This window comes from Stenotrophomonas sp. pho (assembly GCF_006228405.1).
Lineage (GTDB): Bacteria > Pseudomonadota > Gammaproteobacteria > Xanthomonadales > Xanthomonadaceae > Stenotrophomonas > Stenotrophomonas sepilia.
The window spans coordinates 2986751-3009272 of sequence record NZ_CP029759.1 but is presented as its reverse complement, the minus strand read 5'-3'; the positions used below and the strand labels follow the sequence as shown (position 1 = coordinate 3009272).

Genomic DNA, 22522 nt, shown 5'->3' with positions numbered 1-22522 from the left:
CTCTACAGGTTCACTGCAGGTCGCGAAGATTCAGTTTCCGCAGCGTTGGGTTCTTCCACGCGGTGATCCCGGCCACGCTCAGCACCGCGAATCCGCCCAGCACCACCGCCGGCACCAGGCCGAGCAGCTTCGCCATCGTGCCGGCATAGAACGCGCCCAGCTCGTTGGACGAACTGATGAAGATGCCGTTGATCGACGATACGCGACCGCGCATCTCTTCCGGCGTAGCCAACTGCAGGATGGTCGAGCGGATCACCACCGAGACACCATCGAACGCGCCGTAGAACAGCAGGATCAGCGCCGACAGCCAGAAGTGCTGCGACAACCCGAAGCTGATCACGCACAGGCCGAAGCCGGCCACCGCGAACAGCAGGACGCGGCCGGCATTGCGGTGCAGCGGGTGGCGCGCCAGCCACAGGCCTACGCACACCGAGCCCAGCGCCGGCATCGCGCGCAGGATGCCCAGGCCTTCCGGGCCGTGGTGCAGGATCTCGTGCAGGAACGCCGGCAGCATCGCTACCACGCCGCCCAGCAGCACCGAGAACATGTCCAGCGCCATCGCGCCGACCATGATCCGGTTGCCGACCACGAAGCGCGCGCCTTCGGCGATGCTCTTGAAGATCGGTGCGGCCGGACCGGTATGCACCGGTTCTTCCACCTTCAGCGTGGCCAGGCAGGCCATCGCCACCAGCGCAAAGGCCGTAGCCACCGCGTAGGACAGGCCCTTGCCACCGAAGCCGACCAGCACGCCGCCCAATGCCGGGCCGGCGATCATGCCGGCCTGGAACACCACCGCGCCCAGGCCGGCGCCACGGGCAAACTGGTCACGGGCCAGCACGCGGGCGAACAAGGCGTTGTAGATCGGCGACAGGAAGGCGCGGACCATGCCGGTCAGCGCGATGGCCGCGTAGATCGGCCACACGCCGTCAATCGGCAACCAGCCCATGGCCACGCTGGTCAATACCAGTGCAGTGGCGATCAGCCCGCAACAGGCGACCATGCCCAGCCGACGGCGCGGCAGGTGATCCACCAGGTAACCGGCGAACGGAGCCACGCAGAAGAACGGCACGACCTCGGCCAGGCCGATCAGGCCCAGCGAGAACGGATTGCGGGTGACTTCGTAGATGTGCCAGCCGACAGTGACCGCGACCACCTGGTAGGACAGCATCGCAAAGATGCGGTAGGCCAGCAGCCTGGCGAAACCGGGCCGGGACAGCAGGCCCAGTGCACTGTCTTCGGCCGTGGCGGGCTCGCTCACGACGGGTCGCGCTGCAGCTGCGCCTGCGCCGTCTCACGGATGAACGCCAGCATCGCCGCCACGCCGTTGCTGCGGGTGGGCGAGAGGTGGCGGGCCAGGCCGATGTCCTGGATGTAGCTCGGTTCGGTGGCCAGGATCTCCTGCGCCGAGCGCCCGGAGTACACGCGCAGCGCCAGGAAGATCAGGCCGGAGACAATCGCCGAATCGCTGATGGCATGGAAGCGCAGCGACTGCGCGTTGCCTTCCGGCACGATCCAGACCATCGACTGGCAGCCGAGCAGGCGATGCTCTTCGGTCTTCCATTCTTCCGGGAAGGCCGGCAGCTTGCGGCCGAGGTCGATCAGGTACTGGTAGCGCTCGGACCAGTCGCCGAAGAAGCCGAATTCCTCGGCGATGGCGGTCTGGGCCTCGGCGGCGGTGGATTCAAGCGGGAACGGGGAGTCGGTCACAACAGTCTCTACGGTGGGGGCCTGGCCGGCGGACCGGCCACGGGGCAGGGCAGGTCAGCTGCGCTTGCGCGACCAGCGAACGCCCTGCGGGGTGTCATCCAGCACGATGCCTTCGGCGGCCAGCTGGTCGCGGATGGAGTCGGCACGGGCGAAGTCGCGTGCCTTCTTGGCCGCGGCGCGCTCGTCGATCAGGCCCTGGATGCGGGCATCGTCGCCGTCATCGCTGGCCACGGTGCCGAACCACTGCGCCGGATCGGCCTGCAGCAGGCCCAGTGCCAGGCCGGCGCCGAGCAGTTCACCCTTCAGGCGCGCCTGCTCGGCCGGGTCGGTGGCACGACGCGCATCGGCGGCGATGCGGGCCACTTCGGCCAGCGCCTGTGGGGTGTTGAGATCGTCGTCCAGGGTCGCCTCGACCGTGGCCGGAATCACTGCCGTGGCCTCGATCGACGCCAGTTCGCGCAGGGTGCCGTACAGGCGGTCCAGGGTGCGCACCGATTGTTCGATCAGCGCATCGGACCAGTCCAGCGGCTGCCGGTAGTGGGCCGACAGCAGGGCCAGGCGCAGCGCTTCTGGCGGATGCTGGCGCACCAGATCATGCACGCGCTCGATGTTGCCCAGCGACTTGCTCATCTTGGCGCCGCCGAAGTTGAGCATGCCGTTGTGCAGCCAGAAGCGGGCGAAGATCTTGCCGCCGTGGGCGCATTCGCTCTGCGCAAGCTCGTTCTCGTGGTGCGGGAACTGCAGGTCGACGCCGCCGGCATGGATGTCGATGGTCTCACCCAGGTGAGCCGCGGCCATCGCCGAGCACTCGATGTGCCAGCCCGGGCGGCCACGGCCCCAGGGCGACGCCCAGCCGGGCAGGTCGTCGCTGGACGGCTTCCACAGCACGAAATCACCCGGGTCGCGCTTGTACGGGGCCACGTCGACGCGGGCGCCGGCCAGCATTTCGTCGGGGTCGCGGCGCGAGAGCTTGCCGTAGCCGTCGAAGCTGGCCACTGCGAACAGTACGTGGCCCTCGGCGGCATAGGCATGCCCGTTGGCGATCAGCTGCTCGATCATGGTGATGATCTGCGGAATGTGCGCGGTCACCTCCGGTTCGATGTCCGGCGGTACCACGCCCAGCGCGGCCATGTCTTCACGGTAGGCGGCGGCGAACTTGCCGGTGATGGTGCTGATCGGCACGCCCTGCTCGCGGGCGGCGGTGTTGATCTTGTCGTCCACGTCGGTGATGTTGCGGGCGTAGCGCAGCGCGCCGAAACGGCGCCGCAGCAGATCGGCCAGCACCCCGAACACCACCGGGCCACGGGCATTGCCGATGTGCACGTAGTTGTAGACCGTGGGGCCGCACACATACAGGGTCGGACAGGCCGGGTCGAGCGGAGTGAACGGTTCGAGCTGGCGAGTCAGGTTGTTGTGCAGGCGCAGGGTCATGGGGCTGTGGCTGGGGGACAAGCCTGTGATTTTAGAACGTGTCGGCCCCCTTTGGGGGCACTGGCTGCCACCGGTGGACGCCGGTTCCTCCGGGTGGGGTGGGCAGGAGCAGCGTGGACGGGTAATGTTCAGCCCTTGCGCTCGCCACTGCCTACACTATTGCCGTGTCCTTGCTCCCGTCGCCAATGAAATCCACCGCGTTGCTGACCCTGGCCTACCTGTCGGCGCTGCCCGCCGTGGTGCTGGCCCAGGAGGCCGAGCCCCGCAACCGGGTGGTGATCGTGGAGAACGTGAAGTTCGACTACGCGCAGGTGCTGAACGTCGAACCCGTGTTCCAGACCCTGCGCGCGACCCGCACCGAGGAGCACTGCGAGCCGGTGTCGACCCGGACCCTGGCCCCGGTGAACGTGACCGGCGAGGAGCCGGTCGAGGACAAGGGCCGGATCAGCCGCTTCTGGGACTCGGTGCGCTCGATGTTCAAGCGCAGTGACGAGGAGGCCGTTGAGGAGGTCGGAACCGAGTCGCCGGCCCCGGCGCCGGCCAACAACGGCCCCATGCTGACCCGCGACTGCCGCATCGTGCCGGTGGGGCGTGAATTCCGCCGGCCCATCGCCTACGACGTGGATTACGTCTACAAGGGCACCAAGTACCGCTCGCGGCTGCCGGAAGACCCCGGCAACCGGCTCAAGATCCGGGTGTCGATCACCCCCTGGGTCGGTCCGGAGCAGGGCGCCGCCGGCAATCCCTGATTCTGCGACCCCGGCCCCTTGCGCCGGTCACGGCCGCATGCAAAGATATTCGGCCATGAAGCTCACCGACTTCCAGCACGACAGCAGCGCAGCCCGACAGGCGTCTGGCATGACCTCGCGTGCGCGTCGACCGGAACCCCACATTCTCGCTGGGTAACCGGAGCTTTTTGCTGTTCGTCCGAAAAAAACCCAGCCCGCCGGCTGGGTTTTTTCGTTTCTGCGTTCTGAAAGCTGCAACTGCAACCTTTTCGCTCCACCTTTGGTTCCTGCTTTTCCCTTCCACTGCGTCGAACCCGGCGCCGCCACGCAAGGAAAGATGATGTCCCCCAAGCACTTCCTGAACACCCAGGACTGGAGCCGCAGCGATCTCGACGCGCTGCTGACCCAGGCCGCGCTGTTCAAGCGCAACAAGCTCGGCGACCAGCTCAAGGGCAAGTCGATCGCGCTGGTGTTCTTCAACCCGTCCATGCGCACCCGCACCAGCTTCGAACTGGGCGCGTTCCAGCTCGGCGCCCACGCGGTGGTGCTGCAGCCGGCAAGGATGCGTGGCCGATCGAGTTCAACCTCGGCACGGTGATGGACGGCGATACCGAAGAGCACATCGCTGAAGTGGCCAAGGTGCTGGGCCGTTACTGCGACATCATCGCCGTGCGCGCGTTCCCCAAGTTCGTCGACTGGGCCTACGACCGCCAGGACATCGTCCTCAACAGCTTCGCCAAGTACTCGCCGGTGCCGGTCATCAACATGGAGACCATCACCCATCCGTGCCAGGAGCTGGCCCACATCATGGCGCTGCAGGAGCACTTCGGCACCCAGGACCTGCGCGGCAAGAAGTACGTGCTGACCTGGACCTACCACCCCAAGCCGCTGAACACTGCCGTTGCCAATTCGGCGCTGACCATCGCCACCCGCATGGGCATGGACGTGACCCTGCTGTGCCCGACCGCCGACTACATCCTCGACGACCGCTACATGGGCTGGGCCGAGCAGAACGTGGCCGAGAGCGGCGGTTCGCTGAAGATCAGCCATGACATCGACAGCGCCTACGCAGGCGCCGACGTGGTCTACGCCAAGAGCTGGGGCGCGCTGCCGTTCTTCGGCAACTGGGAACCGGAAAAGCCGATCCGTGACCAGTTCAAGCACTTCATCGTGGACGAACGGAAGATGGCGCTGACCAACAACGGGGTGTTCAGCCACTGCCTGCCGTTGCGCCGCAACGTGAAGGCCACCGATGCGGTGATGGATTCGCCGCAGTGCATCGCCATCAACGAAGCCGAGAACCGCCTGCACGTGCAGAAGGCGATCATGGCCGCGGTTGCCGGGCGCTGATCCAACACTTCAGCCGACCAGCGGTTGGCTCTACCGAATTCCCATCCCCCAAGTGGACCTGACCCCCATGAGCAACAAAGACGTCGTTCTCGCCTTCTCCGGCGGCCTGGATACCAGCTTCTGCGTGCCGTACCTGCAGGAGCGTGGCTACAACGTGCACACCGTGTTCGCCGACACCGGTGGCGTGGATGATGAAGAGCGCGATTTCATCGAGAAGCGCGCCGCCGAACTGGGCGTGACCAGCCACGTCACCGTCAATGGTGGCCCGGCCATCTGGGAAGGCTTCGTCAAGCCGTTCGTGTGGGCCGGCGAAGGCTACCAGGGCCAGTACCGCTGCTGGTTTCGGACCGCTACCTGATCGTCGATGCCGCGCTGAAGCGTGCTGCCGAGCTGGGTACCCACATCATCGCCCACGGCTGCACCGGCATGGGCAACGACCAGGTCCGCTTCGACCTGGCTGTGAAGGCACTGGGCGACTACCAGATCATCGCGCCGATCCGCGAGATCCAGAAGGAACACACCCAGACCCGCGCCTACGAGCAGAAGTACCTGGAAGAGCGCGGCTTCGGCGTGCGCGCCAAGCAGCAGGCCTACACCATCAACGAGAACCTGCTGGGCGTGACCATGTCCGGCGGTGAGATCGACCGTTGGGAAGCCCCGGGTGAAGGCGCGCGTGGCTGGTGCTCGCCGCGCAGCGAATGGCCGGAACAGGCGCTGACCGTGACCCTGAAGTTCGTTGAAGGCGAAGCCGTGGAACTGGACGGCAAGGCGCTGCCGGGCGACCAGATCCTGGCCCAGCTCAACAAGCTGTTCGCCCCGTACGGCGTTGGCCGCGGCGTCTACACCGGCGACACCGTGATCGGCCTGAAGGGTCGCATCGTGTTCGAGGCCCCGGGCCTGGTTTCGCTGCTGGCCGCGCACCGCGCGCTGGAAGATGCCGTGCTGACCAAGCAGCAGAACCGCTTCAAGCCGGACGTCGCACGCAAGTGGGTGGAGTTGGTGTACGAAGGCTTCTACCACGACCCGCTGAAGACCGACATCGAGGCCTTCCTTAAGTCCTCGCAGGCCAAGGTCAACGGCGAAGTGGTGCTGGAAACCCGCGGCGGCCGCGTCGATGCAGTGGCGGTGAAGTCGCCGCACCTGCTCAACGCCAAGGGCGCCACCTACGCGCAATCGGCCGACTGGGGCGTGGAGGAGGCTGAGGGCTTCATCAAGCTGTTCGGCATGAGTTCGACGCTTTACGCGCAAGTCAACCGCTGAGCGGTTGACCTGTGACGGGGGCGCCGGCCGCTGGCCGGCGCTTCGCAGCGTCAATGGAGGGTAGTGCCGGCCGCTGGCCGGCTCGTGGCACGGCTGGATCATTGCGCAGCCGGCCAGCGGCCGGCACTACCGATCTCAAACCCTACGGATATTCAGACACATGCTTGAACAGACGCTCGATCACCTGCAGGCTCTGGTGTCGTTCGACACCCGCAACCCGCCGCGTGCGATCACCACCGGTGGCATCTTCGATTACCTGCGCGACAACCTGCCTGGCTTCAACGTCGAGGTGATCGACCATGGCGCGGGTGCGGTCAGCCTGTACGCCGTGCGTGGGACGCCGAAGTACCTGTTCAACGTGCACCTGGATACCGTACCGGACTCGCCGCACTGGAGTGCCGATCCGCATGTGATGCGGCGCTTGGACGACCGTGTGGTCGGCCTGGGCGTGTGTGACATCAAGGGCGCCGCCGCTGCACTGGTGGCGGCGGCCAACGCCAGCGATGGCGACGCCGCGTTCCTGTTCTCCAGCGACGAAGAAGCCAACGACCCGCGCTGCATCGCCGCGTTCCTGGCCCGTGGCCTGCCGTATGAAGCCGTACTCGTGGCCGAACCGACCATGAGCGAAGCGGTGCTGGCGCATCGTGGCATCAGCTCGGTGCTGATGCAGTTCGCCGGGCGGGCAGGGCACGCCTCGGGCAAGCAGGATGCGGCCGCCAGCGCATTGCACCAGGCCATGCGCTGGGGAAACCGCGCGCTGGATCATGTGGAATCGCTGGCTTCGGCGCGCTTTGGCGGACTGACCGGCCTGCGCTTCAATATCGGCCGCGTCGAAGGCGGCATCAAGGCCAACATGATCGCACCGGCTGCTGAGGTGCGCTTCGGGTTCCGCCCGCTGCCGTCGATGGACATCGATGGCCTTCTGGCGACCTTCGCCGGTTTCGCCGAGCCGGAAGCCGCCGTGTTCACCGAGACGTTCCGTGGTCCCAGCCTGCCCGCCGGTGACATCGCCGAGGCCGAGAACCGCCGCCTGCTGGCGCGCGATGTGGCCGACGCGCTTGAGCTGCCGATCGGCAATGCCGTGGATTTCTGGACCGAGGCGTCGCTGTTCTCGGCCGCTGGCTATACCACACTGGTATTCGGCCCGGGTGACATCGCCCAGGCACACACCGCCGATGAGTTCGTGACGCTGGACCAATTGCAGCGCTATACCCACGCCGTGCACCGGATCATCACCGCCGGCGCCTGATCGACCCCACAACGCCGCCATGCCCCGGGCATGGCGGAACTGCAACGCGGCGACCGCCGCCTGTGACGAAACCGAAATGTCTCCTGCCCTCCAGCCCCACCGCCAGACCCGCCAGACCATCGTGCGCCTGCTTTCCAGCATGGCCAGCGCGAAGGAGATCAGCCAGTACCTCAAGCGCTTTTCGCAGCTGGATGCCAAGCGCTTCGCCGTGGTCAAGGTCGGCGGCGCGGTGCTGCGCGACGATCTCGACGCGCTGACCTCTTCGCTGTCGTTCCTGCAGGAAGTCGGGCTGACCCCGATCGTGCTGCACGGCGCCGGCCCGCAGCTGGATGCCGAGCTGTCGGCGGCCGGCATCGAGAAGCAGACCGTGAACGGCCTGCGCGTGACTTCGCCGGAAGCATTGGCGATCGTGCGCCGGGTGTTCCAGCAGTCCAACCTGCGCCTGGTCGAGGCGCTGCAGCAGAACGGCGCACGTGCCACCTCGATCACCGGTGGCGTGTTCGAGGCCGAGTACCTGGACGTGGACACCTACGGCCTGGTCGGCGAGGTGAAGAAGGTCAACCTGGCACCGATCGAGGCCAGCCTGCGTGCCGGCTCGATCCCGGTCATCACCAGCCTGGGTGAAACCGCCGGTGGCCAGATCCTCAACGTCAACGCCGACTTCGCCGCCAACGAGCTGGTGCAGGAGCTGCAGCCGTACAAGATCATCTTCCTGACCGGCACCGGTGGCCTGCTGGACGAGGCGGGCAACGTGATCGATTCGATCAACCTGTCCACCGAATACGACCACCTGATCGCGCAGCCGTGGATCCACGGTGGCATGAAGGTGAAGATCGAACAGATCAAGGACCTGCTCGACCGCCTGCCGCTGGAATCGTCGGTGTCGATCACGCGTCCGGCCGACCTGGCCAAGGAACTGTTCACCCACAAGGGCTCGGGCACGCTGGTGCGCAAGGGTGAGAAAGTACTGCGCGCCACCGCCTGGAGCGAGCTCGACCTGCCGCGGCTGAAGGGCCTGATCGAATCCAGCTTCGGCCGCACCCTGGTGCCGGACTACTTCGAAAAGACCAGGCTGCTGCGTGCCTATGTCAGCGAGAACTACCGCACTGCGGTGATCCTCACCGACGAGGCCGAAGGCGTGTACCTGGACAAGTTCGCCGTGCTCGACGACGCGCAGGGCGAAGGCCTGGGCCGCGCGGTCTGGAACGTGATGCTGGAGGAGACACCGCAGCTGTTCTGGCGCTCGCGCCACGGCAACCCGATCAACCACTTCTACTACGCCGAGTCCGATGGCTGCTACAAGCAGGACCATTGGAAAGTGTTCTGGTTCGGCGCCGATGGCATCGACCGGATCAAGACCTATGTCGACCACTGCGCGCAGCGCGCACCGAGCCTGCAGGGCTGAGCGATGACCAATCCTGACGTTTGGAACACGGTGCCTACCCTGCGCGGCCAGCACGTGGCGCTGCAGCCGCTGCAGCTTGAGCATGTCCCCGGCCTGCGCGCTGCCCTCGAAGGCAGCGGCCTGGACCAGCTCTGGTACACCCAGGTGCCGTCACCGCAGCAGGTCGAGCACTATGTACAGGCCGCGCTGCAGGCGCACGCCGAAGGCAAGGTGCTGCCGTTCGTGATCCGCGACGCCGCCGGTGACATCATCGGCAGCACGCGCTTCTACGACATGGATGCCAGCGTGCCCAAGCTCAGCCTCGGCTACACCTGGTACACGCCGCGCGTGCAGCGCACCGGCGCCAACACCGAGGCCAAGCTCTTGCTGCTGCAGCACGCCTTCGAGGCCATGGGCTGCATCAGCGTGGTGCTGGAAACCAGCTGGTTCAACGTCACCTCGCGCACCGCCATCGCCCGCCTCGGCGCCAAGCAGGATGGCGTGCTGCGCAACCACAAGCGGCACGCCGACGGCACGCCGCGCGACACCGTCATCTTCTCCATCATCGATGCGGAATGGCAGGGCGTGAAGCGCCACCTGCAGTACCGCCTGGACAGTCACGCATGAACGATTCGACCTTCACCCTGGGCATCGTCGGTGCCCGCGGCCATACCGGCGCCGAGCTGATCAAGCTGGTGGCCGCCCACCCGCGGCTGAAGCTGGCTTTCGTCTCCTCGCGCGAGCGCGCCGGGCAGCGCCTGTCCGACCACCACCCGGAATTCCAGGGCGAGCTGCAGTACGAAAACCTGGACGCCGATGCGGTGGCGGCCAAGGGCGTGGACGCGGTGATCCTGGCCCTGCCCAACGGCCTGGCCGCGCCGTTCGTGGCTGCGCTTGAAACCGCGAAGCCGGACACCGTCATCGTCGACCTCTCGGCCGACTACCGTTTCGACAACAGCTGGTACTACGGCCTGCCGGAGCTGACCCGCGGCCGGTACAACGGCCAGAAGCACATCAGCAACCCGGGCTGCTATGCCACCGCGATGCAGCTGGCGGTGCATCCGCTGCTGGACCTGCTGGCGGGTCCGCCGCAGTGCTTCGGTGTCTCCGGCTACTCCGGTGCCGGTACTACGCCGTCGGACAAGAACAACGTCGAACTGCTGGCCGACAACCTGATGCCCTACGCGCTGACCAACCACGTGCACGAGCGCGAGGTGTCCGTACAGCTGGGCGTGGCGGTCGAGTTCATGCCACACGTCGCGCCGCACTTCCGTGGCATCACGCTGACCGCCAACCTGTGGCTGAACCGCGTGCAGACCCGTGAGCAGATCGTCGAGCGCTTCCAGCAGGCCTATGCCGGTGAACCCTTGATCGAAGTGCTGGACGAAGCGCCGTGGGTCAGCCGCATCGCCGGCCGCCACGGTGCCCAGGTCGGTGGCTTCACGCTCGCGCCGGGCGGCAAGCGCGTGGTCGTGGTGGCGACGCTGGACAACCTGCTGAAGGGCGCGGCCACCCAGGCCATGCAGAACCTCAACCTCGCGCTGGGCATCGACGAACTGACGTCGATCCCGCACTGAACACGCATTCCGGAGCCCCCATGGCAGACCTTCTTTGGCAGAAGCCCGGCGTCGCCGTCGACGCCCAGATCCAGACCTTCCTCGCCGGCGACGACGTGATCCTCGACCGCGAGTTCTTCCTGCATGACATCGCTGCCAGCGCCGCGCATGCGCAGGGCCTGCAGCACATCGGCATCCTCAGTGCCGATGAGCTTGCCGGACTTCTGCGCGAACTGGAGATCCTGGCGCAGGACTTCCGCGAAGGCCGCTTCGTGCTGGATACGCAGTACGAGGATGGCCACTCGGCGATCGAAGCGCGCCTGACCGAACGCCTTGGTGATGCGGGTCGCAAGATCCACACCGGCCGCAGCCGCAACGACCAGATCCTGGTCGCCACGCGCCTGTGGCTGAAGGAGAAGCTGCAGCGCGTTGCCCAGCTCAGCACCGAAGTGGCAAAGGTCGCGCTGGACCGCGCGCAGGCCGAGAAGGACCTGCCGATTCCCGGTTATACCCACATCCAGCGTGCCGTGGTGTCCTCGGCCGGAATGTGGTGGGCGGGCTGGGCCGAGGCCTTCATCGACAACGCCATCCGCGCCCGTGACACCCATGCACTGGTCGATGCCAATCCGCTCGGCACCGCTGCCGGCTACGGCGTGAACCTGCCGCTGGACCGCAAGCACACCACCGCCGCGCTGGGCTTCGCGCGCATGCAGATCTCGCCGATCTACGCGCAGCTGTCGCGTGGCAAGTTCGAGCTGGCTGCACTGGAAGCGCTCGGTGGCGCCACGCTGGACCTGCGCCGCATTGCGTGGGACCTGTCGCTGTTCACCAGCGCCGAGTTCGGCTTCGTCGCGCTGCCGGCGCAGTACACCACCGGCAGTTCGATCATGCCCAACAAGCGCAATCCGGATGTGATCGAGCTGATGCGCGCCACCCACGCCAGCGTCGCCGCTGCGCGCACCGAGATCGAGCAGCTGCTGTCGCTGCCGTCCGGCTACCATCGCGACCTGCAGTCGTCCAAGGGTGCCATCTTCCACGGCTTCGGCCGTGGCCTGGCCGCGCTGGAGCTGCTGCCGGCGCTGCTGGCCAACCTGGAATGGCGCGACGACAGGCTGCGTGCGGCGATCGATTCGGGCATGTATGCCACCGACGTGGCGGTGGAAGCGGCCGTGGCCGGTGTGCCGTTCCGCGAGGCCTACAAGGCCGCTGCGGCCGGTGCCGACAGTGCAGGGCAGGGACGCACGCCGGAAGGCAGCCTGGCTGCGCGTGTATCGCCGGGCTCGGCCGCTGACCTGCGCCTGGACGAACTTCGCGCGCGCTGGCAGGCGTTGTCCTGATGGCGGCCACGGTGTATCTGGTGCTGGCGATGCGCCGGCCGGACTTCAACGATGCAGCGGTGCAGCCGCATCGTGATTTCCTCGATGCGTTGCAGGCGCAGGGCAAGCTGCAGCTGACCGGTGGCTTCGCCGATGGCAGCGGTGGCGCCTACGTGCTGTGCAACGTGGACAGCCTGGCGCAGGCGCGGGCCATCGTCGCCACCGATCCACTGGTGACGATGCAGGCCTCCGACCTGACCGTGCACGAATGGAACACCCGCTGAGAGCCTGACCGATGATCCAGCACGCTGCCCTTGTCGCCTCGCCGTTCCCCGAACAGGTGCTGCCGCCGTGGCGGCGTGCGGTGCTCAAGGTCGGCAGCAGCCTGCTGGCAGCCGATGGCGGCGGCCTGTCGCCACGCCACGCGCTGGGCCTGGCGCAGTTCGTCTCGGCCAATCTCCTGGCCGGGCGCGAGGTGGTGATCGTATCTTCCGGCGCGGTCGCTGCCGGGCGCGCAATCCTGCCTCGGGCCGATGAGCCTGGCGCGGCGATGGCGGCGAGGCAGGCCCTGGCCGCGCTCGGCCAGGCCCAGCTGATCGGGCTCTGGCAGCGCTTCTTCGAGCGCCCGGTGGCGCAGGTGCTGCTGACCCACGACGACCTGCGCAACCGCCGCCGCTACCTCAATGCACGCGCCACGTTGAGTGAACTGTTGCGCCTGGGCGCATTGCCGGTGGTCAACGAGAACGACACCGTGTCGGTGGATGAGCTCAAGCTCGGCGACAACGACAACCTGGCTGCCACCGTGGCGGCGCTGGTCGACGCCGATGCGCTGTTCATCGCCACCGACATCGATGGCCTGTACAGCGCCGACCCGCGCACCGTGGCCGATGCGCGGCCGTTGCACGACGTGCCGGAACTGGGTGACGAGGTGCTGGCGATGGCGGGCGGCGCCGGCTCGCGCGCCGGTACCGGCGGCATGCGCACCAAGCTGGAGGCGGCGGCGAAGGCCGGACGCCTGGGCATCGAAACCTATCTGTTCAATGGCCGCAGCGGTGACGTGGTGCGCGCGCTGGCGCAGGACCGCCTGTTCGGCACCCGCATCCATGCCGCACGCAGCCGCGAGGCCGCCCGCAAGCACTGGCTGCGGCATGCACCGCTGGCCGAGGGTGTGATCGTCATCGATGCCGGTGCGGCACAGGCGATGCGCGAGAAGGGCGCCTCGCTGCTGCCCGGTGGCATCACCGGTGCAGAGGGCGTGTTCCGCCGTGGCGACATGGTGCAGGTGTGCTGGAACGCGCCGCAGGGCCGTGTCTGCGTCGCGCGCGGCGTCAGCCAGTACGCGGCCGATGATGTGCGCCGGATCGCCGGCCGCCATTCGCGCGACATCGAGGCCGTGCTCGGCTACAACTACGGCGGCAGCGTCGTCCATCGCGACGATCTGGTGCTGCCATGACCGGTTTGAAGGACACACCGATGAGCGAGATCGAAGCGCAGGCGCGTGCCTGCCGTGATGCGGCGCAGATCGTTGCCGGCCTCGACGGCGCGGCACGACGCACGCTGCTGCTGGCGATGGCGCAGGCGCTGGAAGTGAATGCAGGGTTGATCCTGGCCGGCAATGCACGTGACCTCGCCGCCGCGCGCGAGAAGGGCGTGGGCAGCGCCATGCTCGATCGTCTGGCACTGGACCCGCCGCGCCTGTTCGCGATGGCCGAAGCCGTGCGCGAAGTGGCCGGATTGCCAGATCCTGTCGGCGAGGTCACCCGCGATGACGTGCGCCCGAACGGCATCCGCGTGCAGAAGGTGCGCGTGCCGCTGGGCGTGATCGCGATGATCTACGAGGCGCGCCCGAACGTGACCGCCGAAGCCGCGGCGCTGTGCCTGAAGGCGGGTAACGGCGTGATCCTGCGCGGTGGTTCCGAGGCAATTCACTCCAACACCGCGATCGCGCAGGCACTCGCCGGTGCGTTGAAGGCCAACGGGGTACCGCCGGCCGCCGTGACCGTGCTGACTGACCTGCGCCGCGAGGCGATGCTGGAACTGCTGCAGCTGCATGAGCTGATCGACCTGGCGATTCCGCGCGGTGGCGAAGGCCTGATCCGTTTCGTTGCCGAGCATGCGCGGGTACCGGTGATCAAGCACTACAAGGGTGTCTGTCATCTGTTCGTGGATGCCAGCGCCGACCTGGGCAAGGCTATCGACCTGCTGGTGGATGGCAAGTGCAGCCGGCCAGCCGCCTGCAATTCGCTGGAGACACTGCTGGTACACCGTGACGTAGCCGATTCCTTCCTGCCGCGCGTGGCGCAGGCGCTTGGCCAGCGTGGCGTTCAGCTGCGCGCCGATGCGCAGGCGCAGCCGCTGCTGCCGGGCAGCACGGCGGCGACCGAGGAGGACTACGCCGCCGAGTTCCTCGACCTTGTGCTGGCCGTGCGCGTGGTGGACGACCTCGATGCGGCCATCGCGCACATTCGCCGCTATACCTCCGACCACACCGAAGTGATCGCGACCGCAGACGCCGACCATGCCGAGCGCTTCGTCACTGCGCTGCGCTCGGCGGTGGTGATGGTCAATGCCTCATCGCGCTTCTCCGATGGTGGCCAGCTGGGCCTGGGCAGCGAAATCGGCATTTCCACCACGCGCCTGCATGCCTATGGCCCGATGGGTCTGGAAGCGCTCACCGTCGAACGTTTCGTGGTGCGTGGCGAAGGGCAGACGCGCACATAAGTGGAACCACGCCATGCGTGGGTGTTCTTCGCGGCAGACCCCGGTGCCGACCATGATCGGCACCCACCAGGCACAAGCGCCGACCAGGGTCGGCACCCCACCGGGTTGTCGGGCTACACCACCTCGCGGCGGATGCCGACCGGACGTGCGTGATCATCCATGTGCAACGTGGCGGCCTTGCAGCCCATCAGGCGTTCGGCCAGCCCCGTGCTGGCACCCAGATCGGCGGCCACTTCGTTGAGGCTGGCCAGTGGCCGCGGCAGGCGGCGTTCGTGGCCACGGAAGCGGGCGCGGTTGTACTCGGCCCAGCCGATCAGCAGCACGCTGGCGCCCAGCAGCATCAGCGGCAATGCCACCAGCACGTAGGGATCGAACTGGCTTTGCCGTTCGTACAGCTGCTGCCAGGCCAGCTGGCCGCCAACCAACCACGAGAACAGGGTCACCAGGGGCGCCCACAGGTAGAAGTAGAAGCCCCAGAACGCCAGGGTGACGAATCCCCAGGCGGTGCGCTGGAAGCGCGGCTGGCGGTGTGGCTTGCGGATCATCCGTGAGTCGAAGCGGTTGGACGGGCGTTGCGCGTTCATCGGATCCCCCGGTCAGGGCTGGTCCAGGTGGCGCGCTTGCTGCGACGGCGCAGCAGTGTCTTCGGCAACGCCACCAGGGTGGTGGAAAGGCTGATCAGCCAGTACGCCATCGGGTACCAGATGACCCAGAAATAGTTGCGTCCAATCTGTGTTTCGTAACGTCGGTCGATGATCAGGCTGCTGGCGAACTGCAGCAGGCAGACCAGCGCCAGGATCACGCCATGCCACTGCGGCAGCAGGCTGGCGATATGCAGCTGCGGCGGCAGCTCGACGAACTTGCCCAGTGCCCACAGCAGCACGATGAACAACATGGTGTAGGCCCAGATCACGCTCAGCACGTACTCCAGAAGCACGCCCCACATGCGCCGCTCTTTCCAGTGCAGCAGCGAGCGCGCGTGGCGCAGCATCACCTCCACGCCGCCCTGGGCCCAGCGCAGGCGCTGCCGCCACAGGCCCTTGAGGGTCTCCGGCATCAGGATGAAGCACAGCGCATTGGGTTCGTAGCGGATGTCCCAGTGCGCGCGCTGCAGGCGCCAGCTGATGTCGATGTCCTCGGTCACCATGTCATCCGACCACCAGCCGACCTGATGCAGGGCGGTACGGCGGAAGCCGGCGATCACCCCGGAGATGGTGAAGATGCGCCCGTATACGCGCTGCGCGCGCTTGATCATGCCGATGATCGAGGAAAACTCGGCCACCTGCAGGCGTCCGAGCAAGGTGGAGCGGTTGCGGATGCGCGGGTTGCCGGTGACCGCACCGACCCGGTTGCCGCTGACCAGGTGCCAGATCATCCAGTGCAGCGCATGTTCCTCCAGCATTGCATCGCCGTCGATGCACACCAGGTACTCCGAGCGAGCGGCCAGTGCGCCCATGCGCAGCGCATTGGCCTTGCCCAGGTTACGATCCAGGTGCAATACGCGCAGCCGCGGGTGCCTTGCCGCCAGCACATCCAGCCGCGCGCCGGTGTCATCGCTGCTGCCATCATCGATGGCGATCACTTCGTAGTCGGCGGGGTAACGCTGGGCCAGCGCCGCAGTGAGTGTGTCATCCAGATTCTCTGCCTCGTTGTGGCAGGGCACCAGCAGGCTCGCGAAGGGGGATCGACCATCAATGGAGGGTCGTTGCGCGGGCGCGAGTGGCGTTCGCGCCGGTAGTAGTAGTAGAGGCCGCCGGACATCCAGAAGAACGCCATCACCATCGGGTAGTAGAAAGCGAACTGGAACAGGACCTGCAGCAGCGGATGCATGTCCATGTCACTTCTCCGGGTACGGGAAGGTGCCGGCGGACATCGCCGCGCGGGCATCGCGGGTGGAGGGCTGGTCGGCGATGAAATCGTCCGGGTACCAGGCGAAGTGGTGCACGCCCTGTGCCTGCAACTGGCGGATCTGTGCGCGCAGGCGCTCGGCGGGAATCGGTTGCCCGTTGCGCCAATCGACGGTCTGCAGCTCGAACAGGGTGTGCTGCAGCTGCGGGTCGTGTGCGCGTACTGCGGCCAGCAGCTGGTCCAGCCAGCGCTCGGGGTGCTTGCTGCCTTCCATCCACGGCATCGCCATCAGCGCGGTCTGGTCATAGGCCTTGTTGAACAGGTCCAGGCGCTGCGCGAACCAGGCCTCGCTCTGCGGGCGGAGTACCGGCTCAGCGTACAGGTTGCGCACGGTGGCCAGTTTCGGGCGCCAGCGTTGCGCGCTGTCGCGCAGCGCCAGGGTGAAGCTGATCAGCGCCTGCGTGCGCGCACTGCCATCGCCGCCGGCTGCCAGTGCCGGCAGCTCGGTGTCGCGCAGGTAGCCGTCGTCATGGAACAGCAGGCCTTCAAAGTAGGAATTGACCGCCAGATCCTCGTAGATGTCGAGCATGATCTGGCGGGCCTTCGGGTTGGTGAAGTCGAGCCGGTACATGCCGTCGGCATCGCCGTTGCGGATCGCCAGCGCCTTGCGCTGCGCCGGGTCGGGCAGCTCGAAGCCAAGCACCGGCAGCCATGCGTAGACCTTCACGCCGGCGCGGGATTTCAGTTGCCAGGCGACGCGGCTGAACAGGTCCGCCCGCATCGGCATGTGACGGTTGGGGAAGTACAGCGCATCGGCCGTGTTGTTGCCGTCCGGATCGGCGAACGCCTGCTGGTAGACGTGCGTCGGCGCGATGCGCTTGACCCGTTCGACCAGCGCATCGAGGTTGCGTGCCTGCTGCGCCGGGTCAGCGTCGTAGACATCATCCAGGTCGATCTGCAGGGCACGGATGCCATCGAGCGCGACATCGCGGCGCAGCTCGTAGGCCAGGCCTTCCACGGTCGGGTTGTCGCTGACCAGGAAGCGCGCCAGGCCATGCAGGTCGCTGGCCACCGGCGTGCTGCGGCCCTCCAGATCGAAGGACACCGGCATGCCCAGCTGTTCGGCGATGTCATTGCTCAACTGGTTGTAGGCCGCGTACGGCCAGACGATGGCGCGCGGGCGCACGCCCAGGTGCTGCTCGATGCGCTGCACGCTGCGCGCGAGGTCGGTGCGCAGGCGCTGCCCATACTGCGCTTCAGTCTCGTAGCTGTGCGTGGCCGGGCTGTAGATGCGGGTGACCACGGCGGGCGTGGAATTGCCCTGTGGATTGGCGAGCACGCCGTGGTGCAGGTCGTCGGTGTGGCTGGCCACTTCGATCAGGCCACTGTCGTGCATCTGCTTCAGCTGCGCCCAGGTGACGAAGTCATCGCGGCCGAACGGCCGGTACCCGTAGTCGATGGTGCGTCCCGGAGCCATGTCCACGTAGTCGGTGATTACCGCCACCAGTGCCGGGTAGCGGTAGGCCTGCAGCAATGGGAAGGCCTTGTCGTAGACGCTGCGCAGGCCGTCATCGAAGGTCAGCAGCACAGGCTTGGGCGGCAGCGTGGCCCGCCCCTGCGAGGCATCGATCACCTGCGACAGCGAGACCGGGTGATAACCATGCGCGCCGAGCCAGTCCAGGTGTGCGGCGAAGTTCTGCGTGCTCACCGCATAGGTATCGGCATCGCCCTTGGCCGCGACCTGGTCGCGGATGTCGTGGTAGCTGAGGATCAGCAGGCCATTGTCGATCGCATCGAGATGCGCGGCCTGCTGCGCGAACGCCGGCGGCATGGCGGCCAGCAGCAGGAGCACGATCAGTCGCAGGAAGCAGGCCATGTCAGTCTCCCCAGCGCAGTGCGGCTTCGAAGCCGATATGACGCTCGCGGTGGCCGTCGTAGACCGGCCGCGACCAGCGCACGCCGTATTCGAGCACGCGGCCCGGGCCCAGCTGCCACTCGTGCATGTAGGACACCGTCGGCACCAGCGCACTGCCGAACCCGTCCTGCCAGTAGTCACCCAGCGAGACGGTCAGCCGGTGCCGGAAGTGGCGCTCGTAGTGGCGCCACAGCTGCTGGTCGATGCGCAGGCCGATCTCGACCATGCGGTCGCGCTTCGGATTGAAGTAGGGCGCGTCGTCGCGGCTGCCGCGGCTGGTATAGGCACTGGCCAGACCATCGAGCAGCCAGCGCGGGCGGGTCAACAGGCGCTGTTCAATGCTGGTGCTGAACAGTTCGCGATGGTTGCCGTCGTCGTAGCGGAAGCGGCTGGCACCGAGCATCCAATGGGTGAGCTCGCTGCGCCGGTAGTCCACCTGTGCGCTCACGCTGTCGGCGCTGATGCCGGCCGCGCGTGCCTGCATCGAGGCGTCTGGATCATTGCGCGCGGCCACCAGGCCGGCGTGCCAGTAATCGTTGAACTGCCAGCCGACGCCGACCCGCAGGCCGGTATCGCCGATGTGGTCGTTGGCGCGCAGGACGGCCGCTTCCGCATCCAGCTGCCCGAAGCGGTAGCGCACGCCCGCACCCAGCCACAGGGGATCGATGCGCTGGTCCTGGAAATCGGTCGAGCGCCGGTCGGCCAGGGCGAACAACCGCCAGCGGTCATCAAGGATCGGTGTCTCCACTTCCACACCGTAGTGGCGATCGTTGTTGCCCAGTGGCGAGGTGCCACCGCCACCGGAGCTGCGGCCGATGTCGGTCCATGCCTTCAGCTGCCAGCCGCGATGCGCACGCCAGGCCTGGTCCATGCGTTCGACAGCCGGTTGGGTGGGATAGCGTGCGACCAGGTCATCGTGCAGCGGCCGCGCCAGGTCGTCGCGCTGCAGGGCGACGTAGGCCTCTTCCATGCCCAGCCGCGGTTCGATGTCACGCGGGTCCAGCGCGTGTGCCATCTGCTGCCGCTGCAGCGCCCTGCGTGGCCAGCCGCGCATCATGTAGACGCTGCCCAGCGCACTCTGCAGGCCTCCGTTGCCGGGTGCGATGTCCACCATCGACTCCAGGTCGTGCTGCGCGGTGACCAGGTCGCCGCTGTAAGCGCGCACCATTGCCAGGTTGAGATCGGCCTCGTAGCGTGACCAGTTCGCGTACGGTGATTTGCCGTTGCTCCAGCGCCACGCCGGCTCCTTGTCGCGCCATGCCTGCAGCAGGTCGATCGCTTTTTCCTGCTGCTCGCTTTCCAGGTAGGCGTAGGCCAGTTCCGAATGCGAGGCGTCGCGCGCCGGATCGCCAGCGACGGCTGCCTGCAGTACCGGAATGGCTTCTTCCGGGTGCAGGGTGCCCATCAACGAATCGCCCACGGCAGGCAGCACGTAGTCGGGCAGGGTGTGGCCTTCGGCCTGCAGGGCTCGTGCTTCCTCGCGGACCTGCGCATGGCGGCCCAGCCGGTTGAGCAGGATCAGCCGGTCCATGCGGATGCGCAGTGGCGCCTGCGAGGGCGGGGTGCCTTCGCCGCCGATGTAGCGCTGCATGCGCGCCAGGGTCGATTCGGCTTCTTCCAGGCGGCTGTCCTCGCTGCTGCTGTAGGCCAGGCTCCAGACCACGAGTTTGGCCAGGTAGTCGCCTTCCAGGCGCTGCTTCTGGGCGTCGTCGAACAGCTGCGGCCGCTGCTGGTACAGCTCCCAGGCGCGCCAGGCATTGCCGATGTCGCCCAGGGTCAGCACGCGCAGCTTGAACAGCAGATCGTCGTTGGGCTGCTGCTGGCTGGCGCGCTCGATTGCGCCGAGCGCATCCAGCCAGCGGGCCTGGTCGCGGTAGCGGGCGATCTCGGCCAGGGCCGCGTCGCGGTCGGTCGGAGCGGCGCCGCTGGCCCAGGCCAGAGCGGTGCATGCGAGGCCGACGCAGAGCGCCAGCCGGCGGTGGACAACCATTGGGGACCCCCTTGGCTTCCGAACCAGACAACCTGCGAAAATGTGACGCAAGTCACATGCCAGTATTTGGCGTGGCCGTGGCCCGCGTCACTCCCTTCGTGCGTTCCCGCCCATTGAAGACGGATACAACCCGGACAGCGACCTGCAATGTCTTGTCTGAAACGAGAGTCCCCCGCACACCGAGTGGTGGCCTGGGCGGCGCTGCCGCCCCCATGCCCGATGCCGGCACGCGGCAAGGAAGGGCATTCGTGGGCACTATCCGCCCGGAATTGTCAGTTCGGCGTCAAGATTGCCCGGTGTCTGACGAGCGGTAGGCGGGGCCGTCTGGCGGCCCCGGCCGGGCTACCAGAGATCTTCCAGCTTGCGGGGCTTGCAGGCGACCCACGAGGCGCACAGCATCAGGGTGGCGCAGCCGAACAGGAAGCTGAACGGGAGCGTCCAGCCATTGCTGACGGTATGCAGCCAGCCGACCAGGAACGGGCCCAGGCAGCTGAAGCTGTAGCCCACGCCCTGCATGAAGCCCGACAGCGCGGCCGAGCCGGCCGGGGTGCGGGTGCGCAGGTTGATCAGGGTCAGCGCCAGCGGGAAGGTGGACGGGCCGACGCCGAGCAGGCAGGCCCACAGCAGGGGAGCCTTCATCGGCGCCAGCAGCAGCCCGGTGAAGGCGATCACGAACGAGAAGAAGCCGATCAGCACCAGCGGGAACGGGTTCTGCATGCGTACCGCCATCGACGGAATGACCAGTGACGGCAGCAGGCCCAGTGCCGAGAACACCGCTACCATCACGCCACCGAATGCAGGCGTGCCACCGGCCTCGACCACGATGCGCGGCAGCCAGGTGAACATCGAATAGGTCATCAGTGAGGTCATGCCGAACATCAGCGTCATGCTCCAGCCCAGCGACGTGCGCCAGACCTTTCCGTGCGGCTGCGCGGTGGGATCGGCGGCGTCGGCCAGCGGCTTCGGTGCGCGCCTGGCCAGCACCAGCCACGGCAGCGCGGCGGCCAGTGCAAGCAGCGCCCACATGCCCAGCGACACGCGCCAGCCTGCAGCGTTGGCCACCGGTACTGCCAGTAGCGCCGGCAGCATCGTGCCCAGCTGCAGCACGCTGATGTAGAGCGTGCTCATGGTGCCGACCTTGTTGGCGAAGTAACGCTTCACCAGCGGCGGCACCACCACGTTGCCGATGCCCATGCCGGCCAGCGCGATTACCGAGCCCAGCAGCAGCGTGCCGACGTTGCCGGCGCTGGAGCGCAGCAGCAGGCCGGCCATCGCCATCAGCATTGCCAGCAGCGTAGTGCGTTCCAGGCCCAGGCGCCGCGCCAGTGCCGGCGTGGCCACGCCGAACAGCGCGAACGAGGCGGTCGGCAGCATGCCCAGTACGCCGGTCATGGTGGTACCGAAGCCGAACTGCTGGCCGAGCACGTCCAGCAGGGGCGTGATCGACGTTACTGCGGTGCGCAGGTTGATCGCTGCCAGCAGGATGGCGGCGAAAGCCAGCACGCGCCCGTGCAGCAGCGACGGCGAATCGGAAGTGGAGGAACTCATCGGTGGTCCTTGCAGGTGTCGCACGCCGCGGCAATGGCATGCAGCGCCGGCATCGGTCTACGCCGAAGCGGCAGGTGGGGGAGTGGTGGCTGCAGGTGGGCCGGCAGCGCGGCCATTGTACGTGTGCGCTCCGGCAAGGTCCCGTCATGCGGGCGGCCTGGCGCCGGGTACAAAAAAACCCGGAGGACAGTGATGTCTTCCAGGCTTCTTGGTGACCACCGAAGTGGTCGGGGAGACAGGATTCGAACCTGCGACCTCTACGTCCCGAACGTAGCGCTCTACCAGACTGAGCTACACCCCGAAGGGAGCCGCCTATTCTAGCGATTCACCCCGATGGCGGCAAGGGGTGAATGCTGTTTTCTTCACACTGCCGAAGCAGTGCCACCTCAGGGAACAAAAAAGCCTGGATGACTTCACCAGGCTTCAATGCGACCACGTGAGTGGTCGGGGAGACAGGATTCGAACCTGCGACCTCTACGTCCCGAACGTAGCGCTCTACCAGACTGAGCTACACCCCGA

16 protein-coding genes, 2 tRNA genes and 3 pseudogenes are annotated in these 22522 nt (G+C 67.1%); 11 read left to right on the top strand and 10 right to left on the bottom strand.

Annotated features, from left to right (window positions below; translation table 11 throughout):
- Window positions 1-10 precede the first annotated feature (10 nt).
- The 3 genes from DL544_RS14165 to cysS are packed head-to-tail and all read right to left on the bottom strand — an operon-like array spanning window position 11 to window position 3138.
- Window positions 11-1258: an MFS transporter gene (locus DL544_RS14165; protein WP_005417718.1), complete on the bottom strand. Its 1248-nt coding sequence runs from the start codon at window positions 1256-1258 to the stop codon at window positions 11-13.
- Window positions 1255-1707: a SufE family protein gene (locus tag DL544_RS14160; protein ID WP_005417717.1), complete on the bottom strand. Its 453-nt coding sequence runs from the start codon at window positions 1705-1707 to the stop codon at window positions 1255-1257. The genes DL544_RS14165 and DL544_RS14160 overlap by 4 nt, the downstream gene beginning before the upstream one ends.
- Before the next feature lie 54 nt (window positions 1708-1761).
- Window positions 1762-3138 carry a cysteine--tRNA ligase gene (gene cysS, locus DL544_RS14155; protein ID WP_139727396.1) on the bottom strand — a complete coding sequence of 459 codons (1377 nt, stop codon included), beginning with the start codon at window positions 3136-3138 and terminating at the stop codon, window positions 1762-1764.
- 185 nt (window positions 3139-3323) lie between these two features.
- Between cysS and DL544_RS14150 the strand changes: the two genes are divergently transcribed.
- From DL544_RS14150 to DL544_RS14100, 11 genes and pseudogenes are all read left to right on the top strand, one after another.
- A complete protein-coding gene (locus DL544_RS14150) occupies window positions 3324-3887 on the top strand; it encodes a glycine zipper 2TM domain-containing protein (protein WP_065178248.1) in 564 nt (187 codons plus the stop codon).
- 319 nt (window positions 3888-4206) lie between these two features.
- A pseudogene (locus tag DL544_RS14145) lies at window positions 4207-5216 on the top strand (N-acetylornithine carbamoyltransferase).
- Window positions 5217-5283: 67 nt separating this feature from the next.
- Window positions 5284-6476: pseudogene (locus DL544_RS14140) on the top strand (argininosuccinate synthase).
- 160 nt (window positions 6477-6636) lie between these two features.
- A complete protein-coding gene (locus DL544_RS14135; RefSeq protein ID WP_139727395.1) occupies window positions 6637-7725 on the top strand; it encodes an acetylornithine deacetylase in 1089 nt (362 codons plus the stop codon).
- A gap of 76 nt (window positions 7726-7801) precedes the next feature.
- The gene (locus DL544_RS14130; protein ID WP_065178251.1) at window positions 7802-9130 is read left to right on the top strand and encodes an acetylglutamate kinase; all 1329 of its coding nucleotides are present in this window, start codon (window positions 7802-7804) and stop codon (window positions 9128-9130) included.
- Window positions 9131-9133: 3 nt separating this feature from the next.
- Window positions 9134-9736, top strand: coding sequence for a GNAT family N-acetyltransferase (locus tag DL544_RS14125; RefSeq protein WP_065186041.1), 603 nt, complete (start codon window positions 9134-9136; stop codon window positions 9734-9736).
- Window positions 9733-10686, top strand: a complete 954-nt coding sequence (argC, locus tag DL544_RS14120) for an N-acetyl-gamma-glutamyl-phosphate reductase (RefSeq protein ID WP_065178253.1) — start codon at window positions 9733-9735, stop codon at window positions 10684-10686. The genes DL544_RS14125 and argC overlap by 4 nt, the downstream gene beginning before the upstream one ends.
- 20 nt (window positions 10687-10706) lie before the next feature.
- The gene (argH, locus tag DL544_RS14115) at window positions 10707-12002 is read left to right on the top strand and encodes an argininosuccinate lyase (RefSeq protein WP_065178254.1); all 1296 of its coding nucleotides are present in this window, start codon (window positions 10707-10709) and stop codon (window positions 12000-12002) included.
- Window positions 12002-12265: a YciI family protein gene (locus DL544_RS14110; RefSeq protein WP_065178255.1), complete on the top strand. Its 264-nt coding sequence runs from the start codon at window positions 12002-12004 to the stop codon at window positions 12263-12265. The genes argH and DL544_RS14110 overlap by 1 nt, the downstream gene beginning before the upstream one ends.
- A gap of 11 nt (window positions 12266-12276) precedes the next feature.
- Entirely contained in the window at window positions 12277-13434 is a 1158-nt protein-coding gene (gene proB, locus DL544_RS14105) for a glutamate 5-kinase (protein ID WP_065186042.1), read from the top strand.
- Window positions 13431-14702: a glutamate-5-semialdehyde dehydrogenase gene (locus DL544_RS14100; protein ID WP_065178257.1), complete on the top strand. Its 1272-nt coding sequence runs from the start codon at window positions 13431-13433 to the stop codon at window positions 14700-14702. The genes proB and DL544_RS14100 overlap by 4 nt, the downstream gene beginning before the upstream one ends.
- 113 nt (window positions 14703-14815) lie before the next feature.
- On the opposite strand, the gene pgaD is transcribed toward DL544_RS14100, so the two are convergent.
- From pgaD to DL544_RS14065, 7 genes and pseudogenes are all read right to left on the bottom strand, one after another.
- A complete protein-coding gene (gene pgaD / locus DL544_RS14095) occupies window positions 14816-15286 on the bottom strand; it encodes a poly-beta-1,6-N-acetyl-D-glucosamine biosynthesis protein PgaD (protein ID WP_065186043.1) in 471 nt (156 codons plus the stop codon).
- Window positions 15283-16538, bottom strand: a pseudogene (gene pgaC / locus DL544_RS14090) (poly-beta-1,6-N-acetyl-D-glucosamine synthase). The gene pgaD and the pseudogene pgaC overlap by 4 nt, the downstream one beginning before the upstream one ends.
- 1 nt (window position 16539) lies before the next feature.
- Window positions 16540-18426 (bottom strand): poly-beta-1,6-N-acetyl-D-glucosamine N-deacetylase PgaB, encoded by a 1887-nt coding sequence (pgaB, locus tag DL544_RS14085; RefSeq protein WP_139727393.1) that lies wholly within the window; start codon window positions 18424-18426, stop codon window positions 16540-16542.
- A gap of 1 nt (window position 18427) precedes the next feature.
- Window positions 18428-20455: a poly-beta-1,6 N-acetyl-D-glucosamine export porin PgaA gene (gene pgaA, locus DL544_RS14080; protein WP_139727391.1), complete on the bottom strand. Its 2028-nt coding sequence runs from the start codon at window positions 20453-20455 to the stop codon at window positions 18428-18430.
- Window positions 20456-20797: 342 nt separating this feature from the next.
- Entirely contained in the window at window positions 20798-22003 is a 1206-nt protein-coding gene (locus DL544_RS14075; RefSeq protein ID WP_065178262.1) for a CynX/NimT family MFS transporter, read from the bottom strand.
- A gap of 224 nt (window positions 22004-22227) precedes the next feature.
- Window positions 22228-22304: transfer RNA gene (locus DL544_RS14070), tRNA-Pro, on the bottom strand.
- Window positions 22305-22444: 140 nt separating this feature from the next.
- Window positions 22445-22521 (bottom strand) — tRNA-Pro (locus DL544_RS14065).
- Window position 22522 lies beyond the last annotated feature (1 nt).

Bases quoted from the DNA above. Each gene is read 5' to 3' on its own strand.
- DL544_RS14150 (WP_065178248.1), top strand. From the start codon at position 3,324: ATGAAATCCACCGCGTTGCTGACCCTGGCCTACCTGTCGGCGCTGCCC.
- DL544_RS14075 (WP_065178262.1), bottom strand. From the start codon at position 22,003: ATGAGTTCCTCCACTTCCGATTCGCCGTCGCTGCTGCACGGGCGCGTG.
- DL544_RS14125 (WP_065186041.1), top strand. From the start codon at position 9,134: ATGACCAATCCTGACGTTTGGAACACGGTGCCTACCCTGCGCGGCCAG.
- DL544_RS14100 (WP_065178257.1), top strand. From the start codon at position 13,431: ATGACCGGTTTGAAGGACACACCGATGAGCGAGATCGAAGCGCAGGCG.
- pgaB (WP_139727393.1), bottom strand. From the start codon at position 18,426: ATGGCCTGCTTCCTGCGACTGATCGTGCTCCTGCTGCTGGCCGCCATG.
- proB (WP_065186042.1), top strand. From the start codon at position 12,277: ATGATCCAGCACGCTGCCCTTGTCGCCTCGCCGTTCCCCGAACAGGTG.
- argH (WP_065178254.1), top strand. From the start codon at position 10,707: ATGGCAGACCTTCTTTGGCAGAAGCCCGGCGTCGCCGTCGACGCCCAG.
- pgaA (WP_139727391.1), bottom strand. From the start codon at position 20,455: ATGGTTGTCCACCGCCGGCTGGCGCTCTGCGTCGGCCTCGCATGCACC.
- argC (WP_065178253.1), top strand. From the start codon at position 9,733: ATGAACGATTCGACCTTCACCCTGGGCATCGTCGGTGCCCGCGGCCAT.
- DL544_RS14130 (WP_065178251.1), top strand. From the start codon at position 7,802: ATGTCTCCTGCCCTCCAGCCCCACCGCCAGACCCGCCAGACCATCGTG.
- cysS (WP_139727396.1), bottom strand. From the start codon at position 3,138: ATGACCCTGCGCCTGCACAACAACCTGACTCGCCAGCTCGAACCGTTC.
- DL544_RS14135 (WP_139727395.1), top strand. From the start codon at position 6,637: ATGCTTGAACAGACGCTCGATCACCTGCAGGCTCTGGTGTCGTTCGAC.
- DL544_RS14110 (WP_065178255.1), top strand. From the start codon at position 12,002: ATGGCGGCCACGGTGTATCTGGTGCTGGCGATGCGCCGGCCGGACTTC.
- pgaD (WP_065186043.1), bottom strand. From the start codon at position 15,286: ATGAACGCGCAACGCCCGTCCAACCGCTTCGACTCACGGATGATCCGC.